This is a genomic window from Rhodanobacter thiooxydans, from assembly GCF_030291135.1.
In the GTDB taxonomy this organism is placed as follows: domain Bacteria; phylum Pseudomonadota; class Gammaproteobacteria; order Xanthomonadales; family Rhodanobacteraceae; genus Rhodanobacter; species Rhodanobacter thiooxydans_A.
The window spans coordinates 1649018-1667103 of record NZ_CP127409.1; the positions used below are offsets into that span (position 1 = coordinate 1649018).

Annotated in this window: 14 protein-coding genes; 12 read left to right on the forward strand and 2 right to left on the reverse strand. The window is 65.2% G+C overall.

Going from position 1 to position 18086, the window contains the following annotated elements; translation table 11 throughout:
* Positions 1-98: 98 nt before the first annotated feature.
* The 10 genes from QQA13_RS07385 to QQA13_RS07430 all read left to right on the forward strand — a co-directional run bounded on the left by QQA13_RS07385 (position 99) and on the right by QQA13_RS07430 (position 14215).
* Positions 99-1379, forward strand: coding sequence for a D-amino acid dehydrogenase (locus QQA13_RS07385; protein ID WP_108472325.1), 1281 nt, complete (start codon positions 99-101; stop codon positions 1377-1379).
* Positions 1379-2452 (forward strand): alanine racemase, encoded by a 1074-nt coding sequence (alr, locus tag QQA13_RS07390; RefSeq protein ID WP_108472324.1) that lies wholly within the window; start codon positions 1379-1381, stop codon positions 2450-2452. Before QQA13_RS07385 ends, alr begins: the two co-directional genes overlap by 1 nt.
* Positions 2453-2606: 154 nt before the next feature.
* Positions 2607-3236 carry an HD domain-containing protein gene (locus QQA13_RS07395; RefSeq protein ID WP_108472323.1) on the forward strand — a complete coding sequence of 210 codons (630 nt, stop codon included), beginning with the start codon at positions 2607-2609 and terminating at the stop codon, positions 3234-3236.
* A 257-nt stretch (positions 3237-3493) separates the two neighbouring features.
* On the forward strand, positions 3494-5332 hold the full coding sequence (locus QQA13_RS07400; protein ID WP_108472322.1) for a type I restriction-modification system subunit M: 1839 nt from the start codon (positions 3494-3496) through the stop codon (positions 5330-5332).
* 35 nt (positions 5333-5367) lie between these two features.
* Positions 5368-6636, forward strand: coding sequence for a restriction endonuclease subunit S (locus QQA13_RS07405; RefSeq protein WP_159082206.1), 1269 nt, complete (start codon positions 5368-5370; stop codon positions 6634-6636).
* A complete protein-coding gene (locus QQA13_RS07410; RefSeq protein WP_108472320.1) occupies positions 6633-7085 on the forward strand; it encodes a hypothetical protein in 453 nt (150 codons plus the stop codon). The genes QQA13_RS07405 and QQA13_RS07410 overlap by 4 nt, the downstream gene beginning before the upstream one ends.
* A gap of 47 nt (positions 7086-7132) precedes the next feature.
* A complete protein-coding gene (locus tag QQA13_RS07415; RefSeq protein WP_159082205.1) occupies positions 7133-9700 on the forward strand; it encodes a DUF4268 domain-containing protein in 2568 nt (855 codons plus the stop codon).
* A gap of 133 nt (positions 9701-9833) precedes the next feature.
* The gene (locus tag QQA13_RS07420) at positions 9834-10364 is read left to right on the forward strand and encodes a hypothetical protein (RefSeq protein WP_108472318.1); all 531 of its coding nucleotides are present in this window, start codon (positions 9834-9836) and stop codon (positions 10362-10364) included.
* Entirely contained in the window at positions 10354-11076 is a 723-nt protein-coding gene (locus tag QQA13_RS07425; RefSeq protein ID WP_108472317.1) for a nucleotidyl transferase AbiEii/AbiGii toxin family protein, read from the forward strand. Before QQA13_RS07420 ends, QQA13_RS07425 begins: the two co-directional genes overlap by 11 nt.
* A gap of 28 nt (positions 11077-11104) precedes the next feature.
* Complete coding sequence (locus tag QQA13_RS07430; protein ID WP_108472316.1) at positions 11105-14215, forward strand: type I restriction endonuclease subunit R; 3111 nt, start codon at positions 11105-11107, stop codon at positions 14213-14215.
* 70 nt (positions 14216-14285) lie between these two features.
* On the opposite strand, the gene QQA13_RS07435 is transcribed toward QQA13_RS07430, so the two are convergent.
* Positions 14286-15287, reverse strand: a complete 1002-nt coding sequence (locus QQA13_RS07435) for a hypothetical protein (protein WP_108472315.1) — start codon at positions 15285-15287, stop codon at positions 14286-14288.
* A gap of 107 nt (positions 15288-15394) precedes the next feature.
* Entirely contained in the window at positions 15395-16639 is a 1245-nt protein-coding gene (locus QQA13_RS07440) for a S8 family serine peptidase (RefSeq protein WP_108472314.1), read from the reverse strand.
* Between the two features lie 120 nt (positions 16640-16759).
* Between QQA13_RS07440 and QQA13_RS07445 the strand changes: the two genes are divergently transcribed.
* Both QQA13_RS07445 and QQA13_RS07450 read left to right on the forward strand, forming a co-directional pair.
* Positions 16760-17251: an RNA polymerase sigma factor gene (locus QQA13_RS07445; RefSeq protein ID WP_108472313.1), complete on the forward strand. Its 492-nt coding sequence runs from the start codon at positions 16760-16762 to the stop codon at positions 17249-17251.
* Positions 17248-17997: an anti-sigma factor family protein gene (locus tag QQA13_RS07450; protein WP_108472312.1), complete on the forward strand. Its 750-nt coding sequence runs from the start codon at positions 17248-17250 to the stop codon at positions 17995-17997. Before QQA13_RS07445 ends, QQA13_RS07450 begins: the two co-directional genes overlap by 4 nt.
* Positions 17998-18086: the final 89 nt, after the last annotated feature.

An 18086-nucleotide genomic window follows, 5' to 3' on the forward strand; every position in this document is an offset into this window, starting at 1 on the left:
GGCAAAAGACAGAAAACAAGTCTGATGGATCGTTTCTATACTCGCTGGTTGTCACTCCTGCGGCCGTCCCGCAGGCCATCGTCGGAAGGGGGAACGTAATGCGGGTACTGATTCTGGGTAGTGGCGTGATCGGAACGTGCAGCGCGTGGTACCTGGCGCGCGCCGGTTTCGAGGTGACTGTGGTCGACCGCGAAAGCGCGCCGGCGCGCGAAACCAGTTTCGCCAACGCCGGCCAGATCTCGCCCGGCTACGCCTCACCATGGGCTGCCCCCGGCGTGCCGCTGAAGGCCTTGAAGTGGCTGTTCATGCGCCACGCGCCGCTGGCGATCCGCCCCGGCCTCGACCCGCAGCAATACCTGTGGCTGCTGCAGATGCTGCGCAACTGCACCGCGAGCCGCTACGCCATCAACAAGGCGCGCATGGTGCGCCTGTCCGAATACAGCCGCGACTGCATGGATGAACTGCGCGCCGAGACCGGGCTCGACTACGAGGGCCGCCAGCTCGGCACCGTGCAGCTGTTCCGCACCCAGGCGCAGTTGGACGACGCGGCCAAGGACATCGCCGTGCTCAAGCAGTACGGCGTGCCGTACGAACTGCTCGACCGCGCCGGCATCGTGCGAGTGGAGCCGGCGCTGGCCGGGGTGGTCGACCAGCTCAGCGGCGCACTGCGCCTGCCGAACGACCAGACCGGCGACTGCGAGCTGTTCACCCGTCTGCTCGCCGAGCGGGCGCAGGCAGCCGGCGTCGAGTTCCGCTTCGGCGCCACCGTGGAAAAGCTCGAACACGACGGCGGCCGCCTCACTGGCGTGCGCATCGACGGCAAGCTCGAACGCGCCGACCGCTACGTGCTGGCGCTGGGCAGCTATACGCCGCAACTGCTGGCGCCGCTGGGCATCCGCCTGCCGGTGTACCCGCTGAAGGGTTACTCGCTGACCCTGCCGATCACCGATCCAGCGATGGCGCCCACTTCGACCATCCTCGATGAAACCTACAAGGTGGCGGTGACCCGCTTCGACCAGCGCATCCGCGTCGGCGGCATGGCCGAGGTATCCGGTTTCGACCTGTCGCTGTCGCCGCGCCGCCGCGCCACCCTGGAAAAAGTGGTCGGCGACCTGTACCCGCACGGCGGCGACCTGAGCCAGTCCACGTTCTGGACCGGCCTGCGCCCGGCCACTCCCGACGGCACGCCGGTGGTCGGCGCCACCCGGCTGGACAACCTCTACCTCAACACCGGCCACGGCACCCTGGGCTGGACCATGGCCTGCGGTTCCGGCCGTTACCTGGCCGATCTGATCGCGGGGCGCAAGCCGCAGATCAGCAGCGAGGGCCTGGACATCTCGCGCTACAGTAGCCGCCCCTCCGCGGGAGTCCCTGCCTGATGCGTCCGGCACGTGCCCTGATCGACCTGGCCGCCTTGCGCCACAACTACCGCCTGGCGCGCGAGCTGGGCGGGCGCAAAGCGCTGGCCGTGGTCAAGGCCGACGCTTATGGTCACGGCGCCGTGCGCTGTGCGCAGGCGCTGGAGGCCGAGGCCGACGGTTTCGGCGTCGCCTGCATCGAGGAGGCACTGGAACTGCGCGAGGCCGGCATCCGCGCCCCGATCCTGCTGCTGGAAGGCTTCTTCGAGGTCGACGAGCTGGCGTTGATCGACGCCCACGACCTGTGGTGCGTGGTGCAGGCCGGGTGGCAGATCGACGCGATCGAGCGCTCGCGCCCGACCAGGCCGTTCACGATCTGGCTGAAGCTCGATTCGGGCATGCACCGGCTTGGCCTGGCCGCCGCGGACTACCGCGCCAGCCTGCAGCGCCTGCAGGCTATGCCGCAGGTGCGCGAAGTGGTGGCGATGACCCACTTCGCCCGCGCCGACGAGCTGGATTGCGAACGCACCACCGAGCAGCAGGCGCTGTTCCACCAGGTGTGCGACGAGCTGCAGCTGCCCACCAGCCTCGGCAATTCCCCCGCGCTGCTCGGCTGGCCCGAGACGCAGGGCGAGTGGGCGCGGCCGGGCCTGATGCTGTACGGCGCCACGCCGTTCGCCGGCACGCACCCCGTCGCCGCTCGCCTGCGCCCGGTGATGATGGTGGAGTCGAAGGTGATCGGCGTGCGCGAATTGGCGGCAGGCGAACCGATCGGCTACGGCGCCCGCTTCGTCACCCAGCGCCCCAGCCGCATCGGCGTCGTCGCGATGGGTTACGCCGACGGCTACCCCCAGTTCGCCCCCAACGGCACCCCGGTCACCATCGACGGCCACCCCGGCGAACTGGTCGGCCGCGTGTCGATGGACATGCTCACCGTCGACCTCACCGACCACCCCGCCGCCGGCCTCGGCAGCCGCATCGAACTGTGGGGCAGGCAGGTGCCGGTCAGCGAACTGGCGCGGCACAGCGAAAGCAGCGCATACCAGCTGCTGTGCGGGCTGAAGCGCGTACCGCGCAGTTACGTCGACGCGTGAATGCTCTGCTCCTCTCCCTGCGTGCAGGGTGAGGCCAGCGACCGCACGGAGTCCTTCAGGTGAGGGGTAAAGCTTCTACTCTCCAGCCCCGATCTCGCCCCCTGCGACCCACCGCTGTCACCATCGCGCGATGGAACCAGCCAGGGGAAACGCCATGACCGCACTTACCGAGCGCTTCAGCCGCGCCGTCGACTACGCCCGCATCGCCCACGCCACGCAGGTGCGCAAGGGCTCGAACATCCCGTACCTCTACCACCTGCTCGGCGTGGCCAGCCTGGTGATCGAGTTCGGCGGCAACGAGGACCAGGCCATCGCCGGCCTGCTGCACGACGCCGTCGAGGACGGCGGTGCTGCGCACGAGGTGGCGATACGCGCGCAATTCGGCGACGCCGTCGCCAACATCGTCATGGACTGCACCGACGGCACCGCCGAAGGCAAGACCAGCCACACCGACCCCGAAGCCAAACGCCGCGACTGGATCGAACGCAAGCTCGGCTACCTCGCGCACCTGCGCCAAGCACCGGACGCGACCCTGCTGGTTTCCGCCTGCGACAAACTGCATAACGCCCGTGCCATCGTGCAGGACCTCGAAGACCCCGAAACCGGCACCCACGTGTTTGAACGCTTCACCGGCGGCCGCGACGGCACGCTCGGCTACTACCAGGCGCTGGCGGAAATCTTCTCGGCACGCGGCGTCAAGGTGGCCCGGGTGCTCGACAGCACGGTGGACTGGATGCACGAGCTGGCGGGCGCTGGTTCGCGCATGGCGCTGCAGGCCGACTAAAAGAAGGCGGATCGTATGCGACGCGTCGCCGGCATCGGCGTGCTTGCAGGCAGTCGCTGCGGAACCCCCGCGCATTCAGGCGCGATCCCGCTCGCGCGGGATCGCGCGGCGACAACTCTCGCCCTTTGAGGCGCGAGTGGCGATACTTGGTGTTGATCTTGCTGCGTATACCGCCATCCGGCGGGCATGAGCCTTCATCGGGTCGACGGCCAGCCGCGCGGCAGGGCCAATGCAACAGACATGGATTTCCACTCCGCATGAACCAAACCTCGCTTTCCGCCCTCATCTGGTCCGTCGCCGACCTGCTGCGTGGCGACTACAAGCAATCCGAATACGGCCGGGTGATCCTGCCGTTCACCGTGCTGCGGCGTCTGGATTGCGTGTTGGCGCCCACCAAGCAAAAGGTGCTGGCTGAGTACCACAAGAAAAGCGCCGCGGGCGTCAACCCCGATCCGTTCCTGCTGCGGCTGGTCGGCGATGCGAAGTTCTACAACACCTCCGAACTGGATCTGCCCACGCTGCTGGGCGACCAGGACCATATCCGCCAGAACATCTACAGCTACATCCAGTGCTTCTCGCCGGCGGCGCGCGACATCTTCGAGCGCTTCGATTTTCATGCGCAGGTCGAGCGGCTGGCCAAGGCGGACCTGCTGTACCTGGTCACCGAGAAGTTCGCCAATTTCAACCTGCATCCGGATGAAGTCGACAACGCGCAGATGGGCCTGGTGTTCGAGGAACTGATCCGCAAGTTCGCCGAACTGTCCAACGAAACGGCCGGCGAGCACTTCACCCCGCGCGAAGTGATCCGCCTGATGGTCAATCTGATCTTCATCGAGGATGACGAAGCGCTCGGCGCCGGCCATGCCGTGCGCACCATCTACGATCCGACGGCAGGCACCGGCGGCATGCTTTCAGTGGCCGCCGAGCACTTGCTGCAACACAACCCCGACGCGCGGCTCACCCTGTTCGGTCAGGAGTTGAACGACGAGTCCTACGCCATCTGCAAGGCCGACATGCTGATCCGCGGCCAGGACGTCAGCAACGTCGTCGCCGGCAACACGCTCAGCGAGGATGGCCATGCCGGGCGCAAGTTCGACTACATGCTGTCCAATCCGCCGTTTGGCGTGGAGTGGAAGAAGGTCGAGAAGGCGATCCGCAGCGAACACGAACAGAAAGGCTTCGATGGTCGCTTCGGCCCCGGCCTGCCGCGCGTGTCCGACGGTTCCATGCTGTTCCTGCTGCACCTGGTGTCCAAGATGCGTCCGGCCGTCGACGGCGGCAGCCGTTTCGGCATCGTACTCAACGGCTCGCCGCTGTTCACCGGCGGGGCAGGCAGTGGCGAGAGCGAGATCCGCCGCTACGTGTTGGAGAACGACCTGGTGGAGGCCATCATCGGCCTGCCCACCGACATGTTCTACAACACCGGCATCGCCACCTACGTGTGGATCATCTCCAACAAGAAGCCCGACGACCGCAAGGGCTACGTGCAGCTGATCGACGCCGGCAGCTTCTGGCAGAAGATGCGCAAGAGTCTGGGCAGCAAGCGCAAGGAAATGAGCGACGAACACATCGCCACCGTCACCCGCCTGTTCGGCGAATTCGCCGAAGCCGAACTGGCCACCGTATTCGACGCCGACGGCAAGGAAGCCGGCCGCCAGGTCATCGCCGCCGCCGAGTTCGCGCCCGCGCCGCCCGCCGGCGGCAAGGTGAAAGTCGCGCCGCTGGCGCGCGTGTTCAGGAACGAAGACTTCGGCTACACCACCATCACCGTCGAGCGTCCGCTGCGCGACGAGCAGGGCCGGATCGTGCTCGGCCAGAAAGGCAAGCAGAAAGGCCTGCCGCAAGCCGACAGCAGCCTGCGCGACACCGAGAACGTGCCGCTGGGCGAAGACATCCAGGCCTACTTCGAACGCGAAGTGCTGCCGCATGCGCCGGATGCCTGGATCGACGAGGCCAAGAGCAAGGTCGGCTACGAGATTCCGTTCAACCGCCACTTCTACGTGTTCGAGCCGCCGCGCGAGCTGCACGAGATCGACGAGGAGTTGAAGGCGGTGTCGGGGCGGATCATGGCGATGCTGGGGGAGTTGGCAGAATGAGTTTGCCGGGGTATGCCTGCTACAAGGAGAGCGGCGTGGAGTGGTTGGGCAAGCTGCCTGACGAATGGGCTTCGATGAAGGTGAGACTCAGCCTGTTAGAGCCTCCTTGCTACGGCGTACTCGTCCCCGATTTTCAGGTGGATGGTGTCCCCATGATGCGAATTACCGACATTCAGAATGGCATCGTGGCGAGAGCAGATCTTGTCACTATTTCTGAAGAGCTTTCGAACCAGTACCGCAGAACCATCGTCCAAGCTGGAGATGTTTTGCTCTCGGTCGTTGGGACCATCGGCGAGGTTGTTCTGGTCGATGAGAGCCTCGCTGGCGTCAACATTTCGAGAGCAATTGCCAGACTTCAAGTGGCGCCCCGCATTGACCGCTTCTATTTGGCTTGGGTTTTGCGCTCCGACGTCTTCAATAGGTATGTTGATCTTGTTTGCGTGGGGAGTGCACAGCGGGTTCTGAACATGTCCGACCTGTCAGCTTTCATGATCCCCGTGCCACCTCCACGCCAGCAATCCGCCATCGCCGCCTTCCTCGACCGCGAGACCGGCAAGATCGATGCGCTGATTGCCGAGCAGGAAAAGCTGCTGACCCTACTGGCCGAAAAGCGCCAGGCCACCATCTCCCACGCCGTCACCCGCGGTCTCAACCCCAACGCCCCGATGAAAGATTCCGGCGTGCCATGGCTGGGCGAAGTGCCTGAGCGCTGGGACGTTGTGCGGTTGGGATCGGTTTACAAAGAGGTTGCTGAGCTTGGAAATGATGAGCTTCCTATCCTCAGTGTTTCTATCCATGACGGCGTTTCCGACAAGGAGTTGGATGATGCCGAAATGGATCGGAAGGTGACGCGAAGCGACGACAGATCAAAGTACAAGCGCGTTGCGCCAAACGATCTGACCTACAACATGATGCGAGCTTGGCAGGGAGGCTTTGGAACCGTGATCGTTCATGGGCAGGTAAGTCCAGCGTATGTAGTTGCCAGGCCTCTTGGCGACGTTCGCACAATGTTTGTCGAGCAGTTGTTGCGTACGCCGCAGGCAATCGAGCAAGTTCGTCGCTATTCACGTGGCATCACGGAATTCCGTCTTCGCCTGTATTGGGAAGAATTCAAGAATCTTCGTATCGCCTTACCTCAGGTGGCAGAGCAGGACGAAATCCTTTCTGCCGTTACCAGTGAAATCGCAGCCTTCAATAGGCTGGCTGGTACCGTCGAGAGTGCAATTACCTTGCTCAAAGAACGCCGCAGCGCCCTGATCGCCGCCGCCGTGACCGGCAAGATCGATGTGAGGCGTGCCGCATGAGCGGAAAAAGCGAGGCTGTAGTCGGCTTCATCGCCAACCTGCTGCCGCTCTACGATGGCGAGCGCTACGAAGGCCTGTGGTGCGCTCGCTCGCTGACCGACGGCACACGGATTCTCCCGATCGATGAATCCGACAGTGATGACGAGCAGGGCTGGGTGCGCGTGCAGTGGCAAGGCGACCCGAGCCGGGAGCAGGAAACACGCGGAGACATGCTCGCTACTGTCGCTCTTGAACGCTACGTCCGCTTGCACGGCGCTGGCTACGACGAGGAAGCCAGCGCCGGCGAGTTGTGGTTCATGGCCCGCCACTTTCACTTCAAGACGGGTTGTGATGTGTATTTGCCGCAGCTGCGTGAGCCGCCGCATCCGTTGATCAGAGCGGGAAAACGCGCTGTATCCATGGGGCAAGGCGTGTTGGTGAATTTGATCAGCAAGGTCATTGGGGTTTGAATAACGGATGATTCAGCGCTGCTGGATCTGATCAACAGGGGATGATGATGACTAGCACGCTTTCGGCGAAGGAACAGTCGCTTTCGAGGATCTTCAGCGACGACTATGTATTCACCATCCCCAGCTACCAGCGACCCTATTCCTGGGGTGCCGAGCAAGCGCGCGAGCTTCTGGAGGACTTGCTCGACTACATGAAAGCCGCTGGCGGCAAGCTTGACGAGATGTCACCTTACTTCCTCGGCAGCATTGTGCTGATCAAGCGGGAGGCGGTCTCCGACACGACAGTGGTCGATGGGCAGCAACGTCTGACGACGCTGACTCTGCTGCTGTCGGCGATCCGCGCCAACGTCTCCGATGACGACGTGCGCGCTGGTATTACCAAGTGCATCTACGAGCAGGGCAGTGTGGTATTCGGTACCGAGGCCCGCTATCGCCTCTCCCTGCGCGAGCGTGACCGCGACTTTTTCCGGCAATACGTGCAGCACGCTGACGGCATCGAGAAGCTGGTCGGACTCAACGACAAGTTGCCCGATGCACAGGAACGGCTACGGGAGAATGCGCAGCTGTACATGTTGGCCCTGGCCAAGCTGGACCAGGAAACCTTGATACGGCTGGTGCAGTTCATCGTGACCCGTTGCTATCTGGTGACGGTGGCCACGCCGGATCTCGATTCGGCCTACCGTATCTTCGGTGTACTCAACAGTCGCGGGCTGGACTTGAGTGCCACGGACATTCTGAAGGCGGAAATCGTTGGCAGTATCGCCATCGCCAAGCGGGATGCCTACACAGTGAAGTGGGAGGATCTGGAGGAGGACCTCGGGCGCGATGCATTTGGCGACTTGTTCAGTCACATTCGCATGGTGTACCGGAAGGCCAAGCCCAAAGGAACCTTGCTCAAGGAGTTTCGTGACCATGTGGGACCGAGCGACCCGGTCGCCTTCATCGACCAGGTGCTTGAGCCGATGGCGCAGGCCTTCCGCGAAATCACGGATGCAGACTATTCGAGCCAGAAACACGCGGAAAGCATCAACCAGACGCTGCGCTGGTTGAACCGCATCGAGTTCAAGGACTGGCTGCCGCCGGCGCTGGCCTTCTTCTCGCGGCATCGGAACGATCCCACAGCGATGCTTGGCTTCTTTCTTGATCTTGAGCGATTGGCGTATTCGATGCTGATCCGTCGTTCAGGCGTCAACGAGCGTATCGACCGCTTTGCCTCATTGACCAAGGCGGTGGAGACCGGGACAGATCTGTTTGCGCTTGATTCACCGTTGCAGCTATCCCGCGTGGAGCAGTACGCCATGTACCAGGCACTGTCCGGGCCGCTCTATGAGGTGTTTTCCTCTCGCGCTCTGGCGGTCATCTTGCTGCGACTGGATGGCTTGGTATCGGGTGGCGGGGCAACTTATGAATACGACACCATCACGGTAGAGCATGTGATGCCGCAACAGCCGCGACCAGACAGTTGCTGGATGGAATGGGTGCCCGACGCCAAGGATCGTTTGCAGTGGGTGCATCGACTGGGCAACTTGGCGTTGCTTACGCGCAAGAAAAACAGCGCAGCGAACAATTATGACTTCGACAAGAAGAAGGCTGCGTACTTCACCAAGGGTGGCGTATCACCATTCGTGCTGACTACCCAAGTGTTGCAGCATGGCAAATGGACGCTCGCTGTCCTGGAAGAGCGTGAGTCGCAGTTGCTGGCTGTTCTCGAAGCGCACTGGCGGCTGCAGGATCGTCAGAGCCCGCAATCGCGCGCGATGGCGAGTGCCGCTGCGCAGGCAGCATCTGGTGACTCACCGGTTTTCGAGATCGTCAGCGAGAAACAGAATCTGCACGCGCGCGCACGAGAGGTCGATGGGAAATTTATTGTGCTGGCTGGATCAACGGCGAGGTTGGAGTGGGTCGGTCAGCCTCACGGCTATCAGGCGTTAAGACAGGAACTGATTGACGCGGGTAGCTTGGGGCTGGCGCAGGGCGGTAATTTCGAGTTTCCACAGGACGTGCCGTTTAACAGTCCAAGCTCGGCGTCTGCTGTGATCTTCGGTCGCCCCGACAATGGACGGACAAGCTGGGTGCTCAAAGCTACCGGGCAGACCTATGCGGAATGGGATGAGGGAACGCCGGCAGGGATGGATTCATCGGCAGATGACGATGGCCAAAGGCCGGTCGGGGCCAGGCAGGAGCTTTTTCGTCGATTTTGGAAACAGTTGATAGAACGCTCGCTGGCGCACACCCAGCTTTTCGCCAATAGAAACACTACGACTGACCATTGGATGAGTCTCGGGATTGGTCGTGCCGGATTCTCCTTGTGCGTGAGTGTTACTCAGGTTCGTAGTCGCGCTGAATGCTATATCCGCTTCACCAATGATGACGAACGCTCGTTGCATGCATTTGAGGCACTCCAGGCTCAACGCGCCGCTATCGATGGCGCTTTCGGTGGGGCATTGGAGTGGCAGTCGTTGCCAGGTCGCTCGGGATCAAGGATCTGCACGGATATGCCAGGTGGCTGGAGGTTGCCGGAAGGTCAGTGGCCACAACTTCAGGACAAGCTGATTGATGCCATTACGCGGCTGGACACGGCATTACGGGAGCCTATCCAGAAGCTGGAAATTTGAGCGCTTCCTGTCAGGTTGGCCCAATGTTTCGGCTCCAAGCGGGAAGACCTCTTAGCTGTCATTTCTCAACTTGCTTTTTCGCCCGATACTCGCGATATTCGCAATTCGCGAATAGCGAATATCGAGTCCCGCCATGGAACTGAAGCCTCAGGATCTGCTTGTGTTGTTCAAGGTTGCGGCGCATCCGCAGCAGCGCTGGACGTATGCGGCGCTGGGCGAAGCCTTGTCGATGAGCGCGTCGGAAGTGCACGCCAGCGTGAAGCGGGCGGTTGCGGCTGGCCTTGCCGTGGTGCGCGGTCGCGGCGACTGGTCGCCGGTGCGGCCGGCGCTGGTGGAGTTTGCGTTGCATGGCGTGCGCTATGTGTGGCCGGCCATGCCCGGGCCGGTCAAGCGGGGCGTGCCGACCGGGTTTGGTGCCGAGCCGCTGGCGGGCAAGATCACCGCGGCGCCGGGTGAGGCGCCGGTATGGGCACATGCCGGCGGCAGCGCCAAAGGGCCCAGCCTGTCGCCGATCTATCGCACGGCGCCGCTGGCGGCGCTGGCTGACCCCGCACTCCACCGCCTGCTTGCCTTGCAGGATGCGCTGCGCTCCGGTCGCGCCCGCGAGCGGGCGTTGGCTGCGCAACTATTGCCGAAGGAGCTGGGGGCGGCGGATGCGCCGTGATGATCCCAACCTGCCGTATCTGCGCCTGGTGGCCGAGGCGCTCGGTGATTTGTGCGAGCAGGTGGTGTTTGTGGGTGGCGCGGTCGCCGGGCTGCTCGTTACCGACCCGATGGCCGAGGGCGTGCGTGCCACCCGGGATGTGGATGCCGTGATCGAGGCGGCGCGGGCGAATTTCCATCGCATCGAGGAACAGGTTGCGGCACGTGGCTTTTCGCGCGACATGGACAGCCCGGTGATCTGTCGCTGGATTCATCGCGAATCCGGCGTGCTGTTCGACCTGATGCCGGTCGATGCAGGCGTGCTGGGCTTCTCCAATCGCTGGTACCGCTACACGGTGGATACCTCCGAGCGGATCGAGCTGGGCGGTGGCATTGCGATTCGCCTTGCCAGCGCCGTGGGGTTCGTAGCGACGAAGCTGGAGGCGTTCGCCGATCGCGGCGCGGGCGACATGCTAGCCAGCCATGACCTGGAAGATGTGCTGAATATCGTTGACGGTCGTGAGGAGCTGGCGGGCGAACTGGCGCGTGCGCCGTCGCTGTTGAAGCAAACCGTGGGAGCCGCCTTCGCGACGCTGCTTGCGCATCCGGATTTCACCAATGTACTGCCCGGACTGATCGCCGAGGCCGAGCGCGCCGGTATCGTGCAGGAGCGCTTGCGGGGCATGGCTGCGTGGGCAGTGAGCGGAAACGCCGGCACGACGTCACCGCGGTGACGGTGCGGATACGTACTCAGGGGAACGCATGAATCTGCATAGGGAAATCCATTTCGAGGCGGCGATCTGCGAATACCTCGCCGCCCACGGCTGGCTGTACGCCGAAGGCGATGCCGCGAATTACGATCGCAAGCACGCCTTGTATCTGCCCGACCTGCTGGCATGGATCGAGGCAACCCAGCCGGACAGCTGGCAGCGGCTGGGCAAGACCCACGGCCCTGCGGCGGCCGAGCGCATCGCCGAGCGCGTGCGCAAGAACCTCGACGAACGCGGCACGCTGGAAGTGTTGCGCCGGGGCGTGGAGATGCTGGGGTTGAAGGAGCCGCTGTCGCTGCTGCAGTTCAAGCCGGCGCTGGCGATCAATCCGGCGATCCAGCAGCGCTACGCGGCGAACCGCTTGCGCATCGTGCGGCAGGTGCGGCATTCGCCGAACCAGCCGCACGATGCGCTGGACCTGGTGCTGTTCGTCAACGGCATTGCGGTGGCCACGGCGGAGCTGAAGTCCGACTTCACCCAGAGCGTGGGCGATGCGGTGGACCAGTACCGCTTCGATCGGCACCCGCAGCCGAGGGGTGGCCTGGCCGAGCCGATACTCGGTTTCCCTGGCGGCGCGCTGGTGCATTTCGCAGTGAGCCAGGCCGAGGTGATGATGACCACGCGCCTGGCCGGGCCGGCGACGGGCTTCCTGCCGTTCAACCGGGGCAACCACGGCGCGGCGGGCAATGCGCCGAACCCGGACGGTTTTGCGACCGCGTATTTGTGGGAAGAGGTGTGGGCGCGCGACAGCTGGCTGGAGATCCTGGGTCGCTACTTGATCGGCAAGCGCGACGACAAGAAGAAACTGGTGGGTGTGATTTTCCCGCGTTACCACCAGCTCGATGCCACCCGCAAGCTGGTTGCCGACGTGCTGGCGCAGGGCGCGGGCCAGCGTTATCTGATCCAGCATTCGGCCGGCTCGGGCAAGACGAACTCGATTGCCTGGAGCGCGCATTTCCTGGCTGACCTGCACGACACCGAAAACCGGAAGCTGTTCGACAGCGTGCTGGTGGTGTCCGACCGCAACGTGCTGGACGCACAGTTGCAGGAGGCGATCTTCGATTTCGAGCGCACCACCGGCGTGGTGGAAACCATCACCAGCGAGCATGGCAGCAAGAGCGCGCAGTTGGGCCAGGCGCTGAAGGATGGCAAGAAGATCATCGTCTGCACCATCCAGACTTTTCCGTTTGCGCTGGAGGCGGTGCAGGAACTGGCGGCGACCGAGGGCAAGTGCTTTGCGGTGATCGCCGACGAGGCGCACAGCTCGCAGACCGGCGAGGCGGCGGCCAAGCTCAAGCAGTTGCTGAGCGCCGAGGAACGCGCCGAACTGGAGGACGGTGGCGGGATCGATACCGAGACGCTGCTGGCTGCCGGCATGGCCGCGCGAGCTGGCGGCAGCAAGGGCCTGACCTACGTGGCGTTCACCGCCACGCCGAAGCAGAAGACGCTGGAGCTGTTCGGTCGCCCCGGCGCAGACGGCCTGCCGCAGCCGTTCCATGTGTATTCGATGCGCCAGGCGATCGAGGAGGATTTCATCCTCGACGTGTTGAAGAACTACACGCCGTACAAGCTCGCCTTCAGGCTGGCTCACGAGGGCAGGGAGTACGACCAGTCGCAGGTGGAACGCAGCGCGGCGATGAAGGGGATCATGCAGTGGGTGCGCCTGCATCCGTACAACATCGCGCAGAAGGTGCAGATCGTGGTGGAGCATTACCGCGAGAACGTGCAGCCGCTGCTGGGCGGCAAGGCCAAGGCGATGGTGGTGGTCGGCAGCCGCAAGGAAGCGGTGCGCTGGCAGAAGGCGATCCGCGGCTACATCCAGCGGCAGAACTACGCGCTCGGCGTGCTGGTGGCGTTCTCGGGCGAGGTGAACGACCCGGAGAGTTTCCCCGCGCCGGTAAGCGAGACCAGCACGGATCTGAATCCGGGCCTGAAGGGTCGCGACACCCGCGATGCGTTTGCCCAGCCGGAATACCAGTTGCTGCTGGTCGCCAACAAGTTCCAGACCGGCTTCGACCAGCCGTTGCTGTGCGGCATGTACGTGGACAAGATGCTGGGCGGCATCCAGGCGGTGCAGACGCTGTCGCGCCTGAACCGTGCGTACCCCGGCAAGGACATCACCTACATCCTCGATTTCGTCAACGAGCCGGTGGATATCCTCAAGACGTTCAAGACCTACTACGCCACGGCCGAGCTGGAGGCCAGGACCGATCCACACCTGGTGTTCGACCTGCGCGCCAAGCTCGATGCCAGCGGTCACTACGATGACTTCGAGGTGGATCGCGTGGCCAGGGTGGAGACCGATCCGCGCGGCACCCAGGCGCAGTTGAGCAGTGCCATCGCTCCGGTCGCCGACCGCCTGCTCAAACGCTATAAGGCGGCGCAGCAGACTCGGGCAACGGCGCTGGCAGACGGCGACGACAAGCTGGCCGAAACCAGCAAGGACCTGCTGGATGCCTTGCTGCTGTTCAAGAACGACATGGGTGGCTACGTGCGCCTGTATGCGTTCCTGTCGCAAGTGTTCGACTACGCCAACACGGATATCGAAAAGCGCTTCATCTTCTACAAACGGCTGATCCCGTTGCTGGAGTTCGGTCGCGAGCGCGACACGGTGGACTTGTCCAGGGTGGTGCTGACGCATCACACCTTGCGCAGTGCTGGCCGTCAGCCGCTAGGCCTCAACGGCGACGGTGGCTACAAGCTACCGCCAATGGACGCAGTGGGTAGCGGCTCGGTACAGGAAAAGCAGCAGGCGTATCTGGCCGAGATCATCGAGAAGGTCAATGGCCTGTTCGAAGGGCAGCTGACCGACGATGACCAACTGGTCTACGTCAACGGCGTGCTCAAGGGCAAACTGCTGGAAAACGAAACCCTGGTGCAGCAGGCCGGCAACAATAGCAAGGAACAGTTCGCCAACTCGCCCGACCTGAAGGATGCGCTGATGCACGCGATCATGGATGCGCTGGAAGCGCATTCGAACATGAGTACGCAGGCACTGGGCTCCGAGCGCGTGCGCACCGGGTTGAAGGATATTTTGCTGGGGCCGGCACAGCTGTACGAAGCGTTGCGGGCCAGGTCGCAGGGTGGGACGACTGCGCCATAGCCGACGGTCTGGCCGGCAGATGAAAGGAGCCCCCGCAAGCGGGGGCTCCTGGTTCTACGCTGTGGTTGACTCAGTGCTGCGCATTCGCGCTGGCACTGGCGTTGCCGTCGGTCTGCGTCGAGGCGGACACACCGCGGCGAGCCGAGCCGTGCGCGCTGGCGTGGCCGCTGGCGTTGGCCGAGCCGCTGGTGCCTGCGGCTGAACCGGCGTTTGCATCACTGTTGCCATGGGCTGCACCCGAGCCGGATACGTCGACCGATTTGTCCCCGGCATTGCGCGCGGCGTTGGAGGCGTGCGACAGCAGGCCGGGCTTCGCGACGGTGGTGTTGCCCGACTGGGTGCCCGCGCTGGCCGAGCTTGCCTGCGACGCGTTGCCGGCGGCATCCGTGCCGAGCGAGCCGGCAGCGCGTGACGACTGCGCACCATTGGCGATCGCCTGCTCAGCCGTGGTCAGGCCGGCAGCGGCCGAAGCCTCGGCATTCGCGGGTGCGTCCTGCACGCGGCTTACTGCATTGCGGGTTCCGCGTTTGGCCGTCGAGACGGCTGAACGCGCATGGCTGGCGGCCTGACCTGCGGTGCCAGCCATGGCATCGCGCGTAGCCGAAGTATCGACGGCGCCGGTCGCAGACGAACCCAGTTCCCCTGCGCCATCCAGCGCGGCGTTGTTGCCGTTGCCGTTGCCGGCGTTGGCGGCAGCCGCGCCGGTGAGGCCGCCGGCAGCGCCGGCAACGGCCTGGCCGTTCACCTGGCGGGCGGCTTGCGTGGCGCTATCCGTGGCCGAGCTGGTGGTTGCAGCGGCACGCTGGCGCAGGCGCTCGGCACGTCGCTCGGCCGCCCGCCGGTTGAGATCGGGAGTGTTGATGTTGCCCGCGCCACGGGCGGAACCGTCGAGCCGGCCGCCCACCTGGTCCATCGGGACATTGACAGGGCCGCGCAGCCCGCCGGCGATGCCGCCCGCGAGTCCGCCACCGCCCAGCACCTGGGCGTGTGCCGTGGCCATCGCGGCCAGGGCGAGCGCACCGGCGAGCAGGGCGCTGTTGAGGGTCTTGTGGTTGAGAGTCGTGTTGCGCATGTGAAGGACCTCCTGCCTGCGGCCGATCCGCGGCTTCCGAGGTCCTGTACGTTCGTGCCGGAACGATCCTTCCCTGTCGACGGGCTGCGGTTGGGCGCTGTTCAGATTCAGGGTGACAGCAGGCCGTAGCCGCAGCGCGGGTCGCGGCCCGTGCCGCCGGGGCGCCGGGCTTCGCCGATCAGATGCTGCTGCACTTGTGCTGCGGCTCCAGCGCGGGGGGCGCCCAGCAACTGGCTGGCTTTCCGCGCCACGATTGGCGCCGCGAACGAGGTGCCGCGCAATGCGTTGCGGCCGCTGCCGACCACGCCGGACGCGCAGAAGTCCACCTGGTCGCCGCTGCCGGATTCGGGCAGCACACGGTCACGCGCGTCGACGCCGCCGACGCCGATCACGTTCGGGTACGCCGCGGGATACAGCGGCGGTGCTGCCGGCCCATCGTTGCCGACTGCGCTGACTAGCACGTGGCCGCGCGCGATCATCGCCTGCACCGCGCGCGCAAGCACCGGGTTGTCGGGCCCGACCAGGCTGATGTTGATCACTGCCACGCGCTCGCGCGCCATCCACGCCAGCGCGTCCACCAGATTCGAGGTGGCGCCGCCGACCGCATCGCCGCACCACAGGTCGGCGGCATAGAGCGTGTCCGGGTCGCCGGCGACGAGGCGGGCGGCGACCGCAGTGCCGTGCTTCGACGGATTCGCCGTGCTGCAACCGTGCCGCTCGATGCTCGCGCGTACCAGCGCGGGGTCGGCCGCATCGACACCGCCATCGATCAGCCCCACGCGTTGCGACGGTGCGCTGGACGACGGGGCCGCCGAGGTCGTCGCACCGGCAACGTCATCGTTGCCCGCGGGCAGGTAGAGGTGCTGGTAGGTGAATGCCGCGTCCGGCGCAGCCTGTTGCAGGGCGCGCATGGCGCTGGCCGTGCGGCGTCCGCGGGTGTCGTGCAGCACCACGAAGTCCAACCCCAGCGTCGCGTCCGCCGGCGTCTCGCGATCCACCGCGAAACCCAGCGCCTGCAGCGCATCGCGTTGCGCAGACGAGAGGCCCGTGGCGAGGAATTCGCCGCGCAGGATCGGCGCACCGTGAGGATCGACGTCGACGCGCCGGGGCTCGCTGCGGCGAAGTGCGTCGATCTGCAATTTTCGTGTGAGGGCCAGCGGACCGCGCAGCAGGTCGTCCACACTGTGCAAGGGCGAGACGGGAGCAATATCGGGCAGGCGCACGGGTACCTGCATATTCGGCAGGCCCTGCACCGGCCCGAGTACCTGCGCGCGTGCAGGCGTCGCGCCGACCAGGGAAAGCGCGATGGCCAGCAACGGGGCGAGCATGGCGAACGGGCGGTGCAGCGGCATGGCCGGGGCCTCGGGAGCGACGGGGCCGGATGCTAGCATGGGCCTGCTTTACGCCCTCGAACTGCGCCGACGCGTACGAGGGAAGGAATCCTCCCCTCCGGACGTAATGGTAGGTGATGCGTGAATTCGAGCGACGCCGTGCGCGAAGGACTGATCCCGCTGTTGCCGCGCCTGCGCCGCCTGGCGCGGGCGCTGGCAGGGCAGGTCGCCGACGCCGACGACCTGGTGCAGATCGTGCTGGAACGTGCGTTGTCCCGTGCCGCGCAGTGGCGGCCGGACGCCGCACTGGACAAGTGGGTGTTCGCGATCGCGCGCAACGCCTGGCGCGACGAGCTGCGTGCGCGTGGCCGTGTGCAACATTTGTTCGCGCCCGAGGAGGCCGGTGAGATGGCCGCCGACCGCGCCAGCGCGCAGCCCGCGCAGCAGCTGGAACTGGCGATGGCGCTGGCGGCGTTGCCGCCGGATCATCGTGAAGTGGTAGCCCTGGTGCTGGTCGAGGGCATGTCCTACGGCGAAGCCGCCGAACTGCTGGAGGTGCCGGTGGGTACCGTCACCAGTCGCCTGGCCCGCGCCCGCGCCACCTTGCAGGCCCATCTTGGGAAAGACGCATGAACCCGATCGACGACGATACCTTGCAGGCTTACGTGGATGGCGAACTCGACGCGTCCGCCACGGCGCGTATCGACGCCGCGCTGGCGCACGACGCCGTGCTCGCCCGCCGCGTGCGGCAGGCGCGTGACGTGCGTGCGCAGCTGCACGCCGCGTTCGATCCGGTGCTCGACGAACCGGTACCGACGCGGCTGTCCGCCTTGCTGCAGCCGCCGTCCGCGCGGGCCGCGATACCGGTCACGCTACCTGCGGGCGGGCAACGCACGGCTGCCACGCGCCACCGTGTACCGCGTCGCTGGTTCGTGCCGGGTGCCGCGCTGGCCGCGTCGGTGGCGCTGCTCGCCGTGGCGTTGTGGTCATGGCGAGCCAGTGACGAGCTGGTGCGCATGCACGGCGGCCAGTCGTTTGCCGCGGGCGCGCTGGAGCGCGCGCTCGATCATGCGCTGGCGAGCGAACCGGAGCCGAATGCCCCGGTGGCGATCGGCCTGAGTTTCCGCAGTACCGACGGGCGCATCTGCCGCACCTTCGTGTTGCGCCCTGCGCCGGCGCGGGCCGGCCTTGCCTGCCACGGCGACACCGGCTGGGCGCTGCCCGTGCTTGGTGCGGCAGCTCCCCCGGAAGGCGGTGAACTGCGCCAGGCGGCGAGCGCGTTGCCACCCGCGGTGCAGGCCGCAGTCGACGCGCGTCTGCGCGGCAATGTCTTCGATGCACGGCAGGAGCGCGCGGCGCGCGACGCCGGCTGGCGTTAGTGCGCGGCATATCGTCACGCGTCGCCCTGCTGCCGCGACGGACAACGAGTCCTGAGCAGGACGTTGACCCGCACTTCGCATCCGCGTCG